This is a genomic window from Zavarzinia marina (genome assembly GCF_021568905.1).
Taxonomy (GTDB): domain Bacteria; phylum Pseudomonadota; class Alphaproteobacteria; order Zavarziniales; family Zavarziniaceae; genus Zavarzinia; species Zavarzinia marina.
In genome coordinates, this window is the sequence record NZ_JAKGSB010000004.1 from 167,216 (window position 1) to 184,116 (window position 16,901).

Annotated in this window: 15 protein-coding genes; 2 read left to right on the forward strand and 13 right to left on the reverse strand. The window is 66.3% G+C overall.

Translation table 11 applies throughout. The annotated features are described in order from the left end of the window. Positions 1-14: 14 nt before the first annotated feature. From L2U69_RS12135 to urtA, 12 genes are all read right to left on the reverse strand, one after another. Entirely contained in the window at positions 15-332 is a 318-nt protein-coding gene (locus L2U69_RS12135; RefSeq protein ID WP_236107232.1) for a type II toxin-antitoxin system RelE/ParE family toxin, read from the reverse strand. 1 nt (position 333) lies between these two features. After that, positions 334-600: an antitoxin gene (locus tag L2U69_RS12140; RefSeq protein ID WP_236107234.1), complete on the reverse strand. Its 267-nt coding sequence runs from the start codon at positions 598-600 to the stop codon at positions 334-336. 93 nt (positions 601-693) lie between these two features. Further along, the gene (locus L2U69_RS12145; RefSeq protein ID WP_236107236.1) at positions 694-2,502 is read right to left on the reverse strand and encodes an SLC13 family permease; all 1,809 of its coding nucleotides are present in this window, start codon (positions 2,500-2,502) and stop codon (positions 694-696) included. Positions 2,503-2,675: 173 nt separating this feature from the next. Continuing rightward, positions 2,676-3,659 (reverse strand): hypothetical protein, encoded by a 984-nt coding sequence (locus tag L2U69_RS12150; protein ID WP_236107239.1) that lies wholly within the window; start codon positions 3,657-3,659, stop codon positions 2,676-2,678. A 153-nt stretch (positions 3,660-3,812) separates the two neighbouring features. Further along, positions 3,813-4,793, reverse strand: coding sequence for an alpha/beta fold hydrolase (locus L2U69_RS12155; RefSeq protein ID WP_236107241.1), 981 nt, complete (start codon positions 4,791-4,793; stop codon positions 3,813-3,815). 88 nt (positions 4,794-4,881) lie between these two features. Then, on the reverse strand, positions 4,882-5,241 hold the full coding sequence (locus L2U69_RS12160) for an FmdB family zinc ribbon protein (RefSeq protein WP_268967369.1): 360 nt from the start codon (positions 5,239-5,241) through the stop codon (positions 4,882-4,884). 80 nt (positions 5,242-5,321) lie between these two features. Next, positions 5,322-6,551: a formamidase gene (gene fmdA / locus L2U69_RS12165; protein WP_236107243.1), complete on the reverse strand. Its 1,230-nt coding sequence runs from the start codon at positions 6,549-6,551 to the stop codon at positions 5,322-5,324. A gap of 32 nt (positions 6,552-6,583) precedes the next feature. Further along, positions 6,584-7,273, reverse strand: coding sequence for an urea ABC transporter ATP-binding subunit UrtE (gene urtE, locus L2U69_RS12170; protein ID WP_236107245.1), 690 nt, complete (start codon positions 7,271-7,273; stop codon positions 6,584-6,586). Positions 7,274-7,288: 15 nt separating this feature from the next. Then, positions 7,289-8,050, reverse strand: a complete 762-nt coding sequence (urtD, locus tag L2U69_RS12175; protein ID WP_236107247.1) for an urea ABC transporter ATP-binding protein UrtD — start codon at positions 8,048-8,050, stop codon at positions 7,289-7,291. A 12-nt stretch (positions 8,051-8,062) separates the two neighbouring features. Beyond that, positions 8,063-9,196: an urea ABC transporter permease subunit UrtC gene (urtC, locus tag L2U69_RS12180; RefSeq protein WP_236107249.1), complete on the reverse strand. Its 1,134-nt coding sequence runs from the start codon at positions 9,194-9,196 to the stop codon at positions 8,063-8,065. Positions 9,197-9,201: 5 nt separating this feature from the next. Next, a complete protein-coding gene (urtB, locus tag L2U69_RS12185) occupies positions 9,202-10,125 on the reverse strand; it encodes an urea ABC transporter permease subunit UrtB (RefSeq protein ID WP_236107251.1) in 924 nt (307 codons plus the stop codon). Between the two features lie 144 nt (positions 10,126-10,269). Beyond that, the gene (gene urtA / locus L2U69_RS12190) at positions 10,270-11,541 is read right to left on the reverse strand and encodes an urea ABC transporter substrate-binding protein (protein WP_236107253.1); all 1,272 of its coding nucleotides are present in this window, start codon (positions 11,539-11,541) and stop codon (positions 10,270-10,272) included. Positions 11,542-11,787: 246 nt separating this feature from the next. On the opposite strand from urtA, the gene L2U69_RS12195 reads away from it, so the two are divergent. Both L2U69_RS12195 and L2U69_RS12200 read left to right on the forward strand, forming a co-directional pair. Further along, entirely contained in the window at positions 11,788-15,198 is a 3,411-nt protein-coding gene (locus L2U69_RS12195; RefSeq protein WP_236107255.1) for a hybrid sensor histidine kinase/response regulator, read from the forward strand. After that, positions 15,185-16,093, forward strand: coding sequence for a response regulator transcription factor (locus tag L2U69_RS12200; protein ID WP_236107257.1), 909 nt, complete (start codon positions 15,185-15,187; stop codon positions 16,091-16,093). Before L2U69_RS12195 ends, L2U69_RS12200 begins: the two co-directional genes overlap by 14 nt. Before the next feature lie 10 nt (positions 16,094-16,103). On the opposite strand, the gene L2U69_RS12205 is transcribed toward L2U69_RS12200, so the two are convergent. Then, the gene (locus L2U69_RS12205; RefSeq protein WP_236107259.1) at positions 16,104-16,850 is read right to left on the reverse strand and encodes a TerB family tellurite resistance protein; all 747 of its coding nucleotides are present in this window, start codon (positions 16,848-16,850) and stop codon (positions 16,104-16,106) included. Positions 16,851-16,901 lie beyond the last annotated feature (51 nt).

The window sequence follows — 16,901 nt, forward strand, 5'->3', positions numbered from 1 at the left end:
ACAGATCATTGCGGTCAAAGCCGGCTTTCGAGCCGTGCGATCAAATCCATGCGCTCGTGCAGCACGGCGACGATGATCGTCCGCACGCCGTCCCTGACGAAAAAGATGTAGTGGTGCCGGCAGCGGCGATAGCCGGTCAACGCCCGCAGCGCCGGGAACGGCCTGTGGCGGATTTCCCCCGTGGCAAGCCCAAGGCATTCCGCTTCCAGCGCCTCGATATAGTGCTCGGCCTGCTCTTCACCCCATGTGTTGCTGGTATAGGTCCAGATGGCGGCGAGATCCGCCAGGGCCGCCTCAGTATATTCGAGGCCTGCATATTCAAGGCCCGCCATCTCAGCCCTTGGCGCGGGCCTTGACGTGCTTCAGAAGATCGCCCGGCGGAATACCGACCGTTTCACCGGCCTTGACCTGTTCGACACGGGATTTCAGGAAATCCGCCAGTGTTTGCATCGCCTCATCCTCGCTCATCGCCGCTACATCGGGCACATCCTTCAGCGTCCGGCTCAGGACGAATTCCTTGATGGTCTGTCCGTTCAGTGCCGCAACGGCCTTAAGGCGCTGGTGTTCCTGGGTGGTGAGATCGATGGAGAGGCGGGGCATGGCGGTTCCTTTCGCCCTCATGGGACGGGTCACTTACACACATTACAACATTTGCTGTAATGTGGGCACTAGCCGGCAAAAGACACCGTGGCGTCAGAACGGGAAGACCAGCGGCGTCATGGCCACGGTGACGATGCCTATCAGGATGGTCAGGGGCACGCCGATGCGCAGGAAATCGCCGAAACTATAGCCGCCGGGGGCCACCACCAGGGTGACCACGGGGGTCGAGACCGGGGTCGAGAAGGCGGCGGAGGCGCCCATCAGCACGGTGATCGCGAAGGGGTAAGGCGAGACGTCGAGGGCCTGGGCGGCATTGATGGCGATCGGGGTCAGCAGCACGGCGGTCGCGGTATTCGACAGCACCAGGCCGATGACGGCGGTCAGCAGGAACAGGACCGCCATCATGACCCTGGGCGAATCCGCGCCGACGACGTCGAACAGCATCTCGACGATCGCCTGGGAACCGCCCGTCCCCTCGAGCGCGTCGGCGAGCGGCAGCATGCCGGCGACGAGGACGATGCTGCTCCAGTTGACCGCGCGATAGGCGGTCTCGGGGGTCAGGGTACCGCACAGGATGGCGGCGATCGCGGCCAGCAGCACGGCGACCACCACGGGCACGATGTTCAGCACGCTGAGCGCCACCATGCCGCCGAGAATGGCCAGCGCGACGAGGAATTTCTCGGCCGCCTGGGGCACGCCGCGCCGGTCGCCCGGCATGGCCAGCAGCACGAAATCGTGGGTCTTCTCGATCAGGGCATCGATCATGGCCCAGGGGCCGGCGACCATCAGGCGGTCGTTGGCGCGCAGCTTGAGGCTGCGCGGTGCCGGCTGCGGCGGTTCTGCACCATGCAGCAGGCCCATGGGCTCGAGGCCGAAACCGTCGCGGAATTCGTCGTTGGTGAGGGACCGGCCGACCAGCGGGGCTTCGGGATGGACCATCACCTCGGCCGCGCCGACGGCGGGCAGCCAGTCACCGCGCACGTCCTGCAGGGTTTCGGCCAGGGAAAAATCCGGCCGCGCGGTCAGGCTCGCGATTGCCGCCGGATCGGCGAGGACCAGCAGTTGATCGCCCGCGCGGAGTTCCATGCCGGGCGCGAAGGCGACGGGAACCAGGCCCTGGCCGGGGCGCGGACGGCGCCGGGCCAGGATGCGGCAGCCCGCCAGATCCTCGATCGCGGGCGACGACGCCTCGACCGTGACCACATGCATCCGCCCCGTGATGCCGTAACGCCGGTTCAGACCGGCGATGGAATGGTCCCGCCCCGCGCCCGCCCCTGCCGGATCGGCGCCGGCGCGGGCCAGCAGCGGCCGCGCGACGAAGACGCAATAGACGATGGCGAGCACCAGGATGACGATGCCGATGGGCAGGAAGGAGAAGAAGCCGAGCGGTTCGTAGCCGTCGTCGACGAGACCGTCGCTGACCACCAGATTGGGCGGCGTCGCGATCAGGGTCAGCATGCCGCTGATCAGCGCGGCATAGGACATGGGCAGCAGCAGCTTGGACCGCGCGATTCCGGTGTCGGCGGCAATCCGCGCGATGATCGGGATGAAGATGGCGACGACGGCGGTCGAGCTCATGGCGCTGCCGAGCACGGCGGCCGCGACCATCAGGAGAACCAGGAGGCGGATCTCGTTGCCGCCGCCCCGTTCCAGGATGAAACTGCCGACGGCCCGGGCGACGCCGGTCCGGTCCAGCATTTCGCCCACCACCAGCAGGCAGGCGACCATGACGACGACCGAACTGCCGAAGCCCGACAGCGCCTGGCCGGTCGACAGCACGCCCGAGACGATGAGGGCGATCACGACCGTCAGGGCGACGAAATCATAGCGGACGCGATTGCTGGCCATCATCGCGGCGGCGACGCCGGTGAGGACCAGGACGAAGACGGCTTCATGGGACATGGCAAGCAACCGGATCGAAACCCCGGACGACCGGGCACGGCGGACGGTGTCCGGGATCGCGCCCGCCGGCATTCGGGCGGGGCTTCCGGGCGGCACCATCCTAGCCGCGAATTGAAGATCAAACGGTTAAACAACCGGCGGCGCTTCGGGTTCCGGCGCGATGAAAAACGGCTTCAGACCTTCGGCTTGACGCCCGGCATGGGCGTGTCGGCGCTGGCTTCGGTGGGTTTCGGCTTGACCGCCGGCTTCACGGCGGGTTTCGCCGCCGACAGGACGGCGTCGGGCTTCGCCTTGGCGCCCGGCTTGCGCGACGGGCTGGGCCGGGCGGTGGTGGCGACGGTGGCGGTCGGCTTGCGCGGTTTCGACGGCGCCGCGTTCCGCGCGGGCGCCGCCGCGCCGACGTTGCGTGCCGGCGCCTCGCTGTAGCCCTGCTTGCGATTGTAGACCAGCGCCGTCATGTCGGGCCCGGTCGAGGCGAATTCGCGCGGATCATAGACCGACAGCGACTTGAAGTCGGCGGCATAGAAGCAGGACAGGCCGGCCTGGCGGCAGACCGCGTCCACGGCCGCCGACCGGGACGTGCCCGTGGGCTGGACCCGATGCGCGGTCAGGCCCCGGTCGATCGAATTGGTCGAGAAGAACACCCGCATGTCCCCCGCCTCCGCGATCCGTTCCAGGACCGACTGGGCGCTGCCGGCGCCGACCATGTCGGCGAGACGGCCGGGCAGGTCGTCGCCCGAAAGGCCGGTGGCACCGGCATGCGGGCCCGGATGGTCGCCGGGACCGACGGCCCCGGGGGTGATGGCGGCGAAGGCGCTGGACTCGTCCCCCTCCTCCGCCTCGGCGGCATGGGCGGAGAGATCGTCGGCGGCGGCGGTCCCCGGCCCCGAAATACCGGCGCCCGAAATACCGGCGCCCGAAATCACCGTGGTTTCCATCAGCGCCGTCGAGGCCATTGAGGTGGCGGGCACCGTAACCGGCGCGGCCCGGGCCAGCCGACGCTTGGAACAGCCTTCCAGCGCGGGCGCGGCGAGCAGCGCAAGCACGACGGGCACCCAGACGGCGGATATCGGGTTGACGGGCGTCGAGACGGCGCGTTTGGAGACGGCGAGCTTGCGCGCGCCGCCGGCCTCCGTGCCATTCGCCCATGCCCTCATGCCACGCCCTTCCGTTTTCCGGTTCGTTCCGTTTTGGCTTCCCGTTTTGGCTTCGGCGCCGCGGACCGCTTCCTCCAAGGGTCCAGCGTGTCACTTCAGAATCGCTCGCATCGCCTTGGAAAGCAAATCCCAATGACATCCATTAGCGCCAAATCAGGGCATATTCAGGTCGTCCGACGGCAGGCGTCCATCCGGATCGGTGACGAATGCCGCGATGTCGCGCCAGACACGGGTGGCGTGCCGGTCGCGCAGCAGCAGGTGATAACCTTGGCCGTACCAGACCTGGCGGAAACCCGTCGCGTTGCGGGCTTCGGCGACGAAATGGCGCAGCGTCTCGACCGGCACGATCCGGTCCTTCATGCCATAGAGCAGCAGCACCGGCGGCCCGTCCGGCACGCCCGCCTCGGCCGCCGCCTGCATCAGGGCGACGAGCCCCTGCAGGGTATCGAAGCGCGAGTCCTTGCCGATCAGCGGGTCGTCGCGCATCGCCTCCGCGGCTTCCCTGTTGTCGGTCGCGCGAATGCCGAGGCCGGGGGGCGCGGAGAGCGTGTTCCACGGCATGGCGAAGGCGGCGACGTCGAGCAGCAGCGTGCCCGGAAAGGGCACGTCCGAGCGTTTCCAGACGGCGGGGGCCAGCAGCACCAGACCGTCGACGGCAAGATCCGGACGACGTGCCAGGGTCAGCAGGGCGACCGCGGCGCCCATGCTCTCGCCGATCAGGAACACGGGCTTGCCGGGATGCCGCGCCCGGGCGAGGCGGACCATGGCCGCCGCATCGGCCACCAGGGCCTCTTCGCCCGGCCAGAGCGGGCGCGTGGCGCTGTGGCCGAAACCGCGCTGGTCGTAGGCATAGGTGACGATGCCGCGCGTCGCCCAGAACGGCGCCGCCGGGGCGAAGGCTTCGGCGTAATCGTTGAAACCGTGGAGCGCGACGGCGACCGCTTCGACCGAAACGCCGTCGGGCGGTGCCCAGGCGCGGAGCGCGAGGCCGGTTCCATCGGCCGCCCGGAATGCGCCATCGGCCAGGGCCGGCACCGTGACGGGCGCGCCGAGCCCGGTCACGGTCGCGCCGCAACCGGTGACGCCGAGGGCGATGAGCAGAGGAGCCAGAGCCGCGAACGGGAGACGGGACATGCCGGGGTCCGGGTGGAGAATGCCCTTCTCCCTAGCATCGGGCGGCGGCGGAGGCAAAGCCCGCCGCCGCCCGTTCGACGCGCCAGCGTCAGTGGCTGATCATCCAGGGGCGTTTCGAGGGGAAACTCTTGGCACCGGACGGCGTCTTCACCGTGGTGCTCTTCTTCTTTCTGGTGGGGACGCAGCAGGAACAGCCGGCGCGATGGCTCTTCGCCGCCTGCTTCGCGGCATATTCGCCGACCGACATCGGCGCGTTCCGCGCCTTCTCGTTCGTCTCCATGGCGATCCTGGCGTCGGTGCCGACGCAGGCCATCATGGGGGCGGTGAAATAGGCGCGCGGCGAAGGATCGCCGCATTCGGGACAGGGGCACGGCAGAGAGGACTCCGCCATCGGGCGCATCTCTGTGAAGGGGCCACAATCGGTGCAGTCGTATTCGTAGAGCGGCATGGGGTTCTCCGCCTCGTCCCGGCCGGGACATATTCTGTCGGAACGGGCCCCGGCCGGCGGACCGGCCGGGGCGTTCGGCGTCACTCGTCGTAGGCGATCGGCATGTCGATGTCGCCGGACAGGAATTTGGTCGGTCCGGCGGCGGTCGGGTTGATGTCGAAATCGAAGATCGCCGTCGGGATCCACAGGGTCGCGCAGGCGTTCGGGATATCGACGACACCCGAGATATGACCCTGCACCGGTGCCGTGCCGAGGATCGAATAGGCCTGGGCGCCGGAGAAGCCGAATTTCTTCAGATATTCGATGGCGTTCAGGCAGGCCTGGCGATAGGCGACATGGACGTCGAGATAGTGCTGGGCGCCGGCCTCGTCGACCGAGATGCCTTCGAAGATGACGTAGTCGTCGTATTTCGGCGTCATCGGCGACGGCTTGAAGATCGGGTTCTTGATGCCGTATTTGGCCATGCCGTCCTTGATCACGTCGACCTTGATGTGCAGCCAGCCGGCCATCTCGATCGCGCCGCAGAAGGTGATCTCGCCGTCGCCCTGGCTGAAGTGCAGATCGCCCATGGAGAGGCCGCCGCCCGGGACATAGACCGGGAAGAAGCACTTGGAGCCGCGCGACAGGTCCTTGATGTCGCAATTGCCGCCGTGTTCGCGCGGCGGCACGGTGCGCGCCCCCTCGGCCGCCGCCTTGTCCTTGGCGTCGCCGGTCATGCGGCCCATGTGGGCGGTGCCGGCGAAGGGCGCATTGGCGAGCGGCGGCACGCGGGTGGGTTCGGTGGCGATGAAATCGACCTCGCGCTTGTTCCAGGTCGCGAGCAGCTTCGGATCGGGCAGGCAGCCGATCAGCCCCGGGTGGATCAGGCCGGTATATTTCACGCCCGGAACATGGCGCGAGGTGGTGAACATGCCGTGGAAGTCCCAGATCGACTTCTGGGCGCTCGGGAAATGCTCGGTCAGGAAGCCGCCGCCGTTGTTCTTCGAGAAGAAGCCGTTGAAACCCCAGAGACTGTCCGGCTTGGCGCCGATGTCGAGGAAATCGACGACGAGCAGATCGCCCGGCTCCGCGCCTTCGACGCCGATCGGGCCCGACAGGAAGTGCACGGTGGTGAGGTCGACGTCGCGCACGTCCGAGGCATCGTCGTCGTTCTTGATGAAGCCGCCGGTCCAGTCGTAGGTCTCGATCACGAAATCGTCGCCCGGCTTCACCCAGGCGACGATCGGGATGTCGGGGTGCCAGCGGTTGTGGACCATGTCGTTTTCATAGGGCGACGAATTCAGATCCACTTCGATCAGGGTCTTGGGCATTTGACTCTCCCTTCGGCTTAGAACCAGAGCAATTACACGGCGAGGAAGCGGCTGATGGTCGCCTCGTCCACCTCGTCGCGGGTGTTCTCGTGGACGATGCGGCCGTTCTCGATGACCAGGATGCGATCCGCGACGTCGAGCACGAAGCTCAGCACCTGCTCGCACACGACGATGCAGAGGTTGGTCATGTCGCGGATCTGGCGCAGCACCTTGGCCATGTCCTTGATGATCGAGGGCTGGATGCCCTCGGTCGGCTCGTCGAGGAGCAGGATCTTCGGATCGGTCGCGAGCGCCCGCGCGATGGCGAGCTGCTGCTGCTGGCCGCCCGAGAGATTGCCGCCCCGGCGCTTGGCGAATTCCTTGAGGATCGGGAATATCTCGTAGAGCTCCGGGGGCACTTCCTTCCGGCCGGAGACGATCAGGCCGGTCTCGATATTCTCCTTCACCGTCATGGTGCCGAAGATCTGGCGGCCCTGCGGGACATAGGCGATGCCCTGCTTCACGCGCTGGTGCGAGGCGAGTTTCTGCACCTCGAGATCGCCGAGCGAGACCGTGCCCGACGCCGTCGGCAGGATCCCGACCAGCGATTTCATCAGGGTCGACTTGCCCATGCCGTTGCGGCCGACCACGGCGACGATCTCGCCGGGGGCAACCTTGAAATCGAGGCCGTGGAGCACTTCGCTCTGGCCATAGCAGACCTTGAGGTCACGAACGTCGAGCATGCTGCCTCTCCTGTCTCAATGGCCGAGATAGACTTCGCGGACCTTCGGGTCTTCCTGGATCTTGTCCATGCGACCCTCGGCCAGCACCTTGCCCTGGTGGAGCACCGTGACCCTGTGGGCGATCGATTCGACGAACTTCATGTCGTGCTCGATCACGATCACGGCGCGGCCCTCGATGATCCGGTTCAGGAGCTCGGCGGTCTTCACGCGTTCCGCGACGCTCATGCCGGCGACCGGCTCGTCGAGCATGAGGAGCTCGGGGTCCTGGATCAGCAGCATGCCGATCTCCAGCCACTGCTTCTGGCCGTGGCTGAGGATTTCCGCCTTGGTGTTCAGATGCTCCTTCAGGAAGATCATGTCAGCGATCTCGTCGATCCGGTCGGCGACCTCGGCCGTGCGCCGAAAGCCGAGGGCGCCGAACACCCCCCTTCCCTTCGGATAGGAAATCTCCAGATTCTCGAGCACCGTCAGATCCTCGTAGATCGAGGGATTCTGGAACTTGCGGCCGATGCCGAGGCGCACGATCTCGTGTTCCTTCAGCTTGGTCACCTCGGTGTCCTTGAAGGCGATGGAACCTTCCGAGACCTTGGTGCGGCCGCAGATCAGATCGAGCACCGTGGTCTTGCCGGCGCCGTTCGGGCCGATGATCACGCGGAGCTCGCCCTTCTGGATGTAGAGCGACAGGTCGTTGACCGCCTTGAAGCCGTCGAAGGAGACCGTGACGCCCTCGAGTGCCAGAAGGATGTCGCTTTCGACGACGGGACCGATGTGGGGCATGGCGTCCTCCCGTTATTCCGCGAGCTTGGTGACCGCGGGTTCCGGCGGCGGCGTCTTCTTGTCGCCGAGGAACACCTTGGACAGGAAAGGCACCACATAGTCGTCCACCAGGCCGGCGAGGCCGCGGGGGAAGAACAGGGTGACACCGATGAAGAGACCGCCCATGGCGAAGAGCCAGAGTTCGGGGAACATCTCGGAGAAGGTGGTTTTCGCCGCATTGACGATGAGGGCGCCGAGCACGGCACCGATCAGCGACAGGCGGCCGCCCAGCGCGCAGAAGATCACCATCTCGATCGAGGGCACGATGCCGATGATGGTGGGCGACATGAAGCCGACCTGCAGGGTGAACATCGCCCCGCCGACACCGGCCAGCGCCGCCGCCACGCAGAAGACGAAGACCTTGAAGTTGGCGACGTCGTAACCCGAGAAGCGCACCCGCTCCTCTTTGTCGCGGATCGCGACCAGGATGCGGCCGAGCTTGGACTTCAGGACGAAGCGGCCGAGCAGGATGCAGACGAGAAGCAGGGCGACGCAGATGAAGTAGAGGATGTTGTGCGCCTCGTCCGTCCTGATGTCCCAGCCAAGCAGGGTGCGCAGGTCGGTGATGCCGTTGATGCCGCCGGTGTAACCCTGCTGGCCGATGATCAGGATGGTCAGAACCGCCGTGACCGCCTGGGTGATGATGGCGAAATAGACGCCGCCGACCCGGCGCTTGAACATCGCGTAGGCCAGGATGAAGGCGACCGCCGCCGGCACCGCCATGATGGCGATCACGGTGAAGGCGAAGGAATGGAACGGCTCCCAGAAGAAGGGGAGTTCGGTGAGCTGGTTCCAGTCCATGAAGTCGGGAATGCCCGGGGTGGACTGGATCGCCGTGTTCTCGGGGGTCGAGGCTTCGAGCTTCAGGAACATGGCGATGCAATAGCCGCCCAGGCCGAAGAAGATGCCCTGCCCCAGGCTGAGGATGCCGGTATAGCCCCAGCACAGCACCAGCCCGAGGACGACGAAGCCGAAGGACAGATATTTGCCGACCAGATTCAGGCGGAAATCGTCCAGCACGGCGGGAAAGACCAGGATCAGCAGGGCCGAGAGCAGGACGAAGCCGAGCCAGTTGGAGGCGAGCGATCGGAGCTTTGCGTTCGTCATGGACCTTACCTCCGCACCTTGAGGACGAAGAGACCCTGCGGCCGCAGCATGAGGAGGCCGATCACGATGAGGAGCGTGATCACCTTGGCCATGGAGCCGGACAGGAAGAATTCGAGGGCCGACTGGCTCTGCGAGATGGTGAAGGCCGAGGCGACGGTGCCGAGCAGGCTCTGCGCGCCGCCGAAGACGACCACCAGGAAGGTGTCGACGATGTAGAGCTGGCCGGAGGTCGGACCGGTCGAGCCGATCATGGTGAAGGCCGCCCCCGCGACGCCGGCGACCCCGCAGCCGAGGCCGAAGGTCATGCGGTCGACGCGCCGCGTGTCGATGCCGACGGCGCCGGACATCACGCGGTTGGTGGTCACGGCGCGGACCTGCAGGCCCCAGCGCGACTTGAACAGGAGGACGAGCACGGCGACGGTGATCGCGGCGGTCAGCGCCATGACGAAGAGACCGTTCACCTGCACCTCGACCGTGTCGGTCACGGCCAGCGAGCCCATCATCCAGTCGGGCAGTTCGACGCCGACTTCACGGGCACCGAAGGTCGAGCGGTAGATCTGCTGCAGGATGAGGCTGAGGCCCCAGGTGGCGAGCAGCGTATCGAGCGGGCGGGCATAGAGGTGACGGATCATCACCCATTCCACCAGCAGCCCGAGCGCCCCCGACACGATGAAGGCGAACACCATGGCGACGAAGAAGTAAGCCGGATAGGCGAAGGGCAGGAAGTCCTGGAACAGATGCGAGGTCAGATAGGTGACATAGGCACCGAGGATCATGAACTCGCCGTGCGCCATGTTGATGACGCCCATCTGGCCGAAGATGATGGCGAGCCCGAGCGCCATCAGGATGAAGACCGAAAACAGGATCAGCCCGGCGAAGCCTTGCATCACCAGGATCGAGCTCAGCTCGGAAAAAGTGTAATCGAACATGGCCGCGCCACCCCGCTTGACGGTTGAACCCGCCTGGTGCCCCTCCCCCCGTCACCCCGGCGAAGGCCGGGGTCTCGTCGAGAAGAGGCACCGAGGCCAATTCCATCGAGATCCCGGCCTGCGCCGGGACCACGAGGCTGATGCTTATTGGTAGCCTTCGGGGAACGGATTGGGTTCCACCAGGTCGGCGGTCTCGTAGACGACGTCGTACTGGCCGTCCGTGCGGGCACGGCCGACGCGGGTCTTGGACCACAGGTGGTGGTTCTCGTGGATCCGGACGTAACCTTCCGGCGCCCCCGTGAATTCGATCCCCGGCGAGGCGGCGGCCACCTTGTCGATGTCGAAGGAGCCCGCCTTCTCGACCGTGAGCTTCCACAGCCAGGGGCCGAGATAGGCGGCCTGGGTAACGTCACCGATAACGATGTCCTTGCCCCACATCTCCTTGAAGGCCGAGACGAACTTCTTGTTGTTCTCGTTGTCGAGCGACTGGAAGTACTTCATGCAGGCATAGGCGCCGACGATGTTCTCGCCGCCGATGCCGAGGATTTCGTCCTCGGTGACCGAGATGGTCAGCAGGGTCTGCTTGTTCTCGAGATCGAAGCCGGCGGCCTTCAGCTGCTTGTAGAAGGCGACGTTGGAGCCGCCGACGATGATCGCGTAGATCACGTCCGGCTTCTTCAGCTTGATCTTGTTGATGGCGGAGTTGAACTGCGTGTGGCCCAGCGGGAAATATTCCTCGCCCACGACCTTCAGCTTCAGGAAGTTCTCGATGTGCTTCCTGGCGATCTTGTTCGAGGTGCGCGGCCAGATGTAGTCGGAGCCGAGCAGGTAGAAGCTCTTCGCACCCTTCTCCTTCACCACCCAGTCGAGGCCGGCGATGATCTGCTGGGTCGCTTCCTGGCCGGTGTAGATGACGTTCTTCGACTGCTCCAGGCCTTCGTAGAAGGTCGGGTAGTAGAGCATGCCGTTGTACTGCTCGAACACCGGCAGCACCGCCTTCCGCGAAGCCGAGGTCCAGCAGCCGAAGACCGAGGCGCATTTGTCCTGCACCAGGAGCTTCTTCGCCTTCTCGGCGAAGGTCGGCCAGTCGGAGGCGCCGTCTTCCTGGATGTATTTGATCTTGCGGCCGAGAACGCCGCCCATGGCGTTGATCTGGTCGATCGCCAGCTTCTCGGCCTGGACCGAACCCGTCTCCGAGATCGCCATGGTGCCGGTGACCGAGTGCAGGATGCCGACCGTCACTTCGGTGTCGGTGACCGCGAGGCCGGTGGTGTTCACGCCGTCGGCCGCGAAGCTCGATCGGGCCATGCCGCCGCCGAAGGCCGCGACGGCCGGAACCGCCGCCATGCCCTTCAGCAGCTTGCGCCGCATCGGCGAAGTAAGGCCCTTGTTGTTGCTGGTGTCGTCGGTTGCCATGCGCCCCTCCTGTCGGGTGGTCCGTGATCAGATCCGATAGGAACGTGTGTCCCTGCGGGGCGATGGTCGGTTGAATTTGTGCACCGCAACCATACGCAGAACTGCGTATATGCAGCGCAGCAATGACGCACCAAGCTTGCGTCAGGGTACCGTGAGGGGTCTGCGTATACTTGCGTCCTCGGGCTTCGGGACGGAACTATGACGCCTACGGTCGGATGGGCCCGATCGGTTCGTTAGGGAAGAGGGATGTCGGCACGACAGCGCATCGTCCGGGTGCGCCGCCAATATAACCAGTGGGTCGCCAACCAGACGCTGGAAGACTACGCGCTTCGCTTCACCGCCAAGGGCGCGCGGCGCTGGTCGGCCTTTCGCGTGGCCAACACCTCGCTGGGCGCCATTTCCTTCCTGGCGCTGGAGGCGATCGGCGGCACCATCACGCTGTCCTACGGCTTCAGCAACGCCACCATGGCGATTCTCGTCGTCGGCGCCCTGATCGCGCTCACCGGCATCCCCATAGCCTATTACGCCGCACGCTATGGTGTCGACATCGATCTCCTGACACGCGGTGCTGGCTTCGGTTACATCGGCTCCACCCTGACGTCGCTGATCTACGCCTCCTTCACCTTCATCTTCTTCGCGATCGAGGCGGCGATCATGGCGCTCGCGCTCGAGATGATGTTCGGCCTGCCCCCTTCGCTGGGTTACATCGTCTGCTCGATCGCGGTGATTCCCGTCGTCACCCACGGCATCACATGGATCAGCCGCGTGCAGATGTGGACCCAGCCGTTCTGGATCATCCTGCACCTGATGCCCTTCGTCTTCCTGGCGCTGTCGGGCAGCGACGTCTTCGATGCCTGGCATGCCCATACCGGGCGCCATGGTCCGCCCGACGGCGGCCTGGACGTGATCGCCTTCGGCCTTGCCGCCTCTGTCGTGTTCTCGCTCGTCGCGCAGATCGGCGAACAGGTCGACTTCCTGCGTTTCCTGCCCGCCAATCCGACCACCCCGCGCGAGAAGGTGGGCTGGTGGGCTGCCCTTCTGGCGGCGGGGCCGGGCTGGGCCGTGCTCGGCGTCCTGAAGATGCTGGCGGGCTCCCTCCTCGCGGTCTTCTGCGTCCAGCAGGGGGTCGCGCTGTCCTCGGCGGCGGAACCGACCCAGATGTATCTGGTCGCCTTCGGGACCATGTTCCAGGACCCGTCCGTGGCGCTGGGGGTCACCGGCATCTTCGTCGTGCTGTCCCAGTTCAAGATCAACGTCACCAACGCCTATGCCGGCTCCATCGCCTGGTCGAACTTCTTCTCGCGCCTGACCCACAGCCATCCCGGCCGCGTCGTCTGGCTGGTGTTCAACGTCGCGATCGCCCTGATGCTGATGGAGCTCGGCATCTATCACGCGCTGGAGCGCATCCTCGGGCTCTATTCGGTGATCGCCATCGCCTGGGTCGGCGCCATCGTCTCCGACCTGATCGTGAACAAGCCCCTGGGCCTCAGCCCCAAGCACATCGAGTTCAAGCGCGCCCATCTCTACGACATCAACCCGGTCGGCGTCGGCTCCATGCTGATCGCCACCGGTTCCGCCTCGATCGCGCTGTTCGGCTTCTTCGGGGCCGAAATGCAGGCCCTCGCCCCCTTCCTCGCCCTCTTCGTCGCCTTCACGACGGCGCCCGTGATCGCCTTCGTCACGCGCGGGCGCTACTACATCGCGCGCACGCCCCGGCGCAACTGGCGCTCCCGCAAGTCCATCGCCTGCTGTATCTGCGAGCATCAGTTCGAGCCCGAGGACATGGCCTATTGCCCTGCCTATGGCGGACCCATCTGTTCGCTGTGCTGTTCGCTGGACGCCCGCTGCCACGACGGCTGCAAGGACAAGGCGCGCATTCCGGACCAATTGCTCGGCATGCTCGGCACCATCCTGCCGGCGCGGGTGGTCGACCGCCTGAATTCGCGCCTCGGCCACTACATCGGCATCCACGCGATCGCCGCCAGCGTGATCGGGCTGACCCTGTGGCTGGTCTATTTCCAGAGCACGCTCGACGTCGGCGGCCATGATCCGCGCCTCGCCGGGCTGATGTGGTCGATCTTCTTCATCCTCTTCATCATCACCGGCGTCGGCGCCTGGCTCTTCGTCCTGGCGGAGGAGAGCCGCCATGTCGCGCAGGAGGAATCGGGCCGCCAGACCACGCTTCTGATGCAGGAGATCGAGGCCCACAAGATCACCGACGCCAAGCTGCAGAAGGCGAAGGAAGCGGCCGAGGGCGCCAATCTGGCCAAGACCCGCTATGTCGTCGGCATCAGCCACGAATTGCGCACGCCCCTGAACGCCATCTTCGGCTATGCCCAGCTTCTCGACCGCGACCCCGCCATGCCGCCCCACCGCCAGGACGCGGTGAAGGTGATCCAGCGCAGCGCCGAACATCTGACCGGCCTGATCGAGGGGCTCCTCGACATCTCGAAGATCGAGGCCGGGCGCCTGCACCTGCACCGCGACGAGGTCCAGCTCGACGATTTCCTGGACCAGATCGTCGGCATGTTCCGCCTGCAGGCCGAGGGCAAGGGCATCGACTTCGTCTTCGACCGCACCCCGAACCTGCCCCAGGTCGTCTATACCGACGAGAAGCGCCTGCGCCAGATCCTGATCAACCTTCTGTCCAACGCCCTCAAGTTCACGCGCCAGGGCCATGTCGCGCTTCGGGTGCGCTATCGCAACCCGGTCGCCGAATTCGAGGTCGAGGATACCGGCATCGGCATCCACGCCGAGGACCTGCACCGGATCTTCGATCCCTTCGAGCGCGGGCGCCAGCCGAACGCCATCGCCGCCCTCGGCACCGGCCTCGGCCTGACGATCACGAAATTGCTGACCGAGATCATGGGCGGCGAGATCGCCGTGACTTCCAGTTTCGGCAAGGGCAGCACCTTCAAGGTGCGCCTGCTGCTCTCGGCTTCGGTCCGGGCCGTGCCGGAACCGCGCGAGCGCGGCCGCGAGCCGGTGATCACGGGCTTCGAGGGACCGCCGCGCACCGTCCTCGTCGCCGACGACGAAGTGATGCACCGCGACCTGATCCAGGAGGCGCTGTCGCCCGTCGGCTTCACCGTGTTCAGCGCGCCCGACGGCGCGAGCTGCCTCGAACTCGCGGGCCTGACCCAGCCCGATCTCGTCCTCCTCGATCTCTCGATGCCGGACATGAGCGGCTGGGAGGTGGCGCGGCAATTGCGCGCCCGGCCCGGCCCGCAGCCCGCCATCGTCATCGTCTCGGCCAATGCCAACGAATATCGCGCCGGCAGCCATCCCGACGATCCCCACGACGATTTCATCGTGAAGCCGGTCCATCTGCGCCGGCTGTTCGAGACCATCGGCCGGGTGCTGAAGATCACCTGGACCCACGAAGAGGCGGCCGTGTCCGCGCCCCCGGGCGGCGGCGGGATCGCCTTCGACCGGCAGGGCATACCGTCCGGCCGGCATCTGGAGGAATTGCTCAAACTGGGCGAAATCGGCTATGTGCGCGGCATTCAGGCCAAGCTCGACGAAATCGACCAGCAGTGTCCCGAAGCCCAGGCCTTCACGACGACCCTGCGGTCCATGGTGAGAGGATTTGCCCTAGATGAATACATGGACATCCTGCGCCGCCTTGCGTCCGGTGGAACCCATGACGGCACGTGACATCGTTCTCGTCGTCGACGATTCGCCCGGCACCCTCGGCATGCTGACGGACGCGATCGAAGAGGCGGGGCTGACCGTGCTCGTCGCCGTCGCCGGCAGCGCCGCCCTCGGCCTGGTCGAGAAGATCACGCCCGACGTCATCCTGCTCGACGCCATCATGCCCGGCATGGACGGTTTCGAGACCTGCCGCCGGCTGAAGCGCATCCCCGCGATCGCCCATGTCCCGGTGATCTTCATGACCGGGCTTTCGGAGACGGAGCACATCGTCGAGGGCTTCGGCGCCGGCGGCGTCGACTATGTGACGAAACCGATCTCGCCCGACGAGCTGGTGGCGCGCATCCGCGTCCATCTGGCGAACGCCCGCCTGACCCAGAGCGCGCGGGCGGCGCTGGACGCGACCGGGCGCTACCTCCTCGGCGCCGACCGCGAGGGCCGCATCCTCTGGGCGACGCCCCAGGCGAGCCGGCTGCTGGAAGGCTGGTGCGGCGGCGAGGTCCTGCCGGCGGAGACGGCGCAGTGGATCGCGGCGCTGGCGACCGCCGAAGGCACGCCCCAGCGCTTCGCCCCGCCGCCGGGCGCGGACGGCCGCAAGATCCAGTTCGGTTTCGTCGGCCGCACCGGGCCCGACGAATTCCTGCTGCAGATGGCCGAGATGGATCAGCCGGCCCAGGAACTGGTGCTGCGCGAGAAGCTGGGCCTGACCGCGCGCGAGGGCGAGGTGCTGATGTGGCTGGCGCGCGGCAAGTCGAACCGCGACATCGCCGAGATCCTGGGGCTTTCGCCGCGCACGGTGAACAAGCACCTGGAGACGATCTACGACAAGCTGGGCGTCGAGAACCGCACCGCCGCCGCCATGCTGGCGCTGCGCACCCTGGACGGCGATCGCCAGGCCTGAGAGGGCGGAATCAGGCGATCCCGCGTTCCTTGGAAATCTGGTCCCAGGCGGCGTTGATCTTGGCCAGGCGCTGGGTCGCGACCTCGACGAATTCCTCGGGCATGCCCTTGGCGATCAGCAGGTCGGGGTGGTGTTCGCGCACCAGCTTCCTGTAGGCGGACTTGAGCGCGGCGTCGTCCGCCTCGCGCGAAACGCCGAGGATCGTATAGGGATCGCTGCGGTCGGGGCCCAGATGGCCGGCGCGGATGGCGGCGAATTCGCTGTCGGTGAAACCGAAGATGGCGGCGACCGCCTCCAGATAGTCGAGTTCCGCCTGATGGATCACCGCATCGGCCTTGGCGATGTGGAACAGCGCATCCAGCAGTTCCTCCAGCACCGGCATGTCGTCGCCCATGATCGCCTTGATCTGGGCGGCATAGGGCTCGAAACCGGCGGCATCGGCCTTGGCCCGGTCGAAGATCCGCGCGACATGGCCCATTTCGCTCTCGGGCACGTGGAAGACCTGGCGGAAGGCGTCGATCTCGTCCCGCGTCACGCGGCCGTCGGCCTTGGCCATCTTGGCGCCGAGCACGATGAAACCGACGGAAAACGCCACCCGCCGGGTCTGTTCCCGGCTGGGCCTCGGACCCTGGGTCGAGACGCCGGCCCCCGTCACACTGTCGACGGCATGGCCCGCCAGGGCGCCGAGCAGGGCCCCGATGGGCCCGCCCAGGGCGAATCCCGCCGCGCTGCCGATGATCTTTCCCCAGATCGCCATACTCTCCGTCCGTTCCCCGTGGTTGACTCGCATCACGCCCGCATGGTGTTG

Bases quoted from the DNA above. Each gene is read 5' to 3' on its own strand.
- fmdA (WP_236107243.1), bottom strand. From the start codon at position 6,551: ATGCCCAAGACCCTGATCGAAGTGGATCTGAATTCGTCGCCCTATGAA.
- L2U69_RS12145 (WP_236107236.1), bottom strand. From the start codon at position 2,502: ATGTCCCATGAAGCCGTCTTCGTCCTGGTCCTCACCGGCGTCGCCGCC.
- urtA (WP_236107253.1), bottom strand. From the start codon at position 11,541: ATGGCAACCGACGACACCAGCAACAACAAGGGCCTTACTTCGCCGATG.
- L2U69_RS12140 (WP_236107234.1), bottom strand. From the start codon at position 600: ATGCCCCGCCTCTCCATCGATCTCACCACCCAGGAACACCAGCGCCTT.
- L2U69_RS12205 (WP_236107259.1), bottom strand. From the start codon at position 16,850: ATGGCGATCTGGGGAAAGATCATCGGCAGCGCGGCGGGATTCGCCCTG.
- urtB (WP_236107251.1), bottom strand. From the start codon at position 10,125: ATGTTCGATTACACTTTTTCCGAGCTGAGCTCGATCCTGGTGATGCAA.
- L2U69_RS12150 (WP_236107239.1), bottom strand. From the start codon at position 3,659: ATGAGGGCATGGGCGAATGGCACGGAGGCCGGCGGCGCGCGCAAGCTC.
- urtD (WP_236107247.1), bottom strand. From the start codon at position 8,050: ATGCCCCACATCGGTCCCGTCGTCGAAAGCGACATCCTTCTGGCACTC.
- urtC (WP_236107249.1), bottom strand. From the start codon at position 9,196: ATGACGAACGCAAAGCTCCGATCGCTCGCCTCCAACTGGCTCGGCTTC.
- L2U69_RS12155 (WP_236107241.1), bottom strand. From the start codon at position 4,793: ATGTCCCGTCTCCCGTTCGCGGCTCTGGCTCCTCTGCTCATCGCCCTC.
- L2U69_RS12160 (WP_268967369.1), bottom strand. From the start codon at position 5,241: ATGCCGCTCTACGAATACGACTGCACCGATTGTGGCCCCTTCACAGAG.
- L2U69_RS12195 (WP_236107255.1), top strand. From the start codon at position 11,788: ATGTCGGCACGACAGCGCATCGTCCGGGTGCGCCGCCAATATAACCAG.
- L2U69_RS12200 (WP_236107257.1), top strand. From the start codon at position 15,185: ATGACGGCACGTGACATCGTTCTCGTCGTCGACGATTCGCCCGGCACC.
- urtE (WP_236107245.1), bottom strand. From the start codon at position 7,273: ATGCTCGACGTTCGTGACCTCAAGGTCTGCTATGGCCAGAGCGAAGTG.
- L2U69_RS12135 (WP_236107232.1), bottom strand. From the start codon at position 332: ATGGCGGGCCTTGAATATGCAGGCCTCGAATATACTGAGGCGGCCCTG.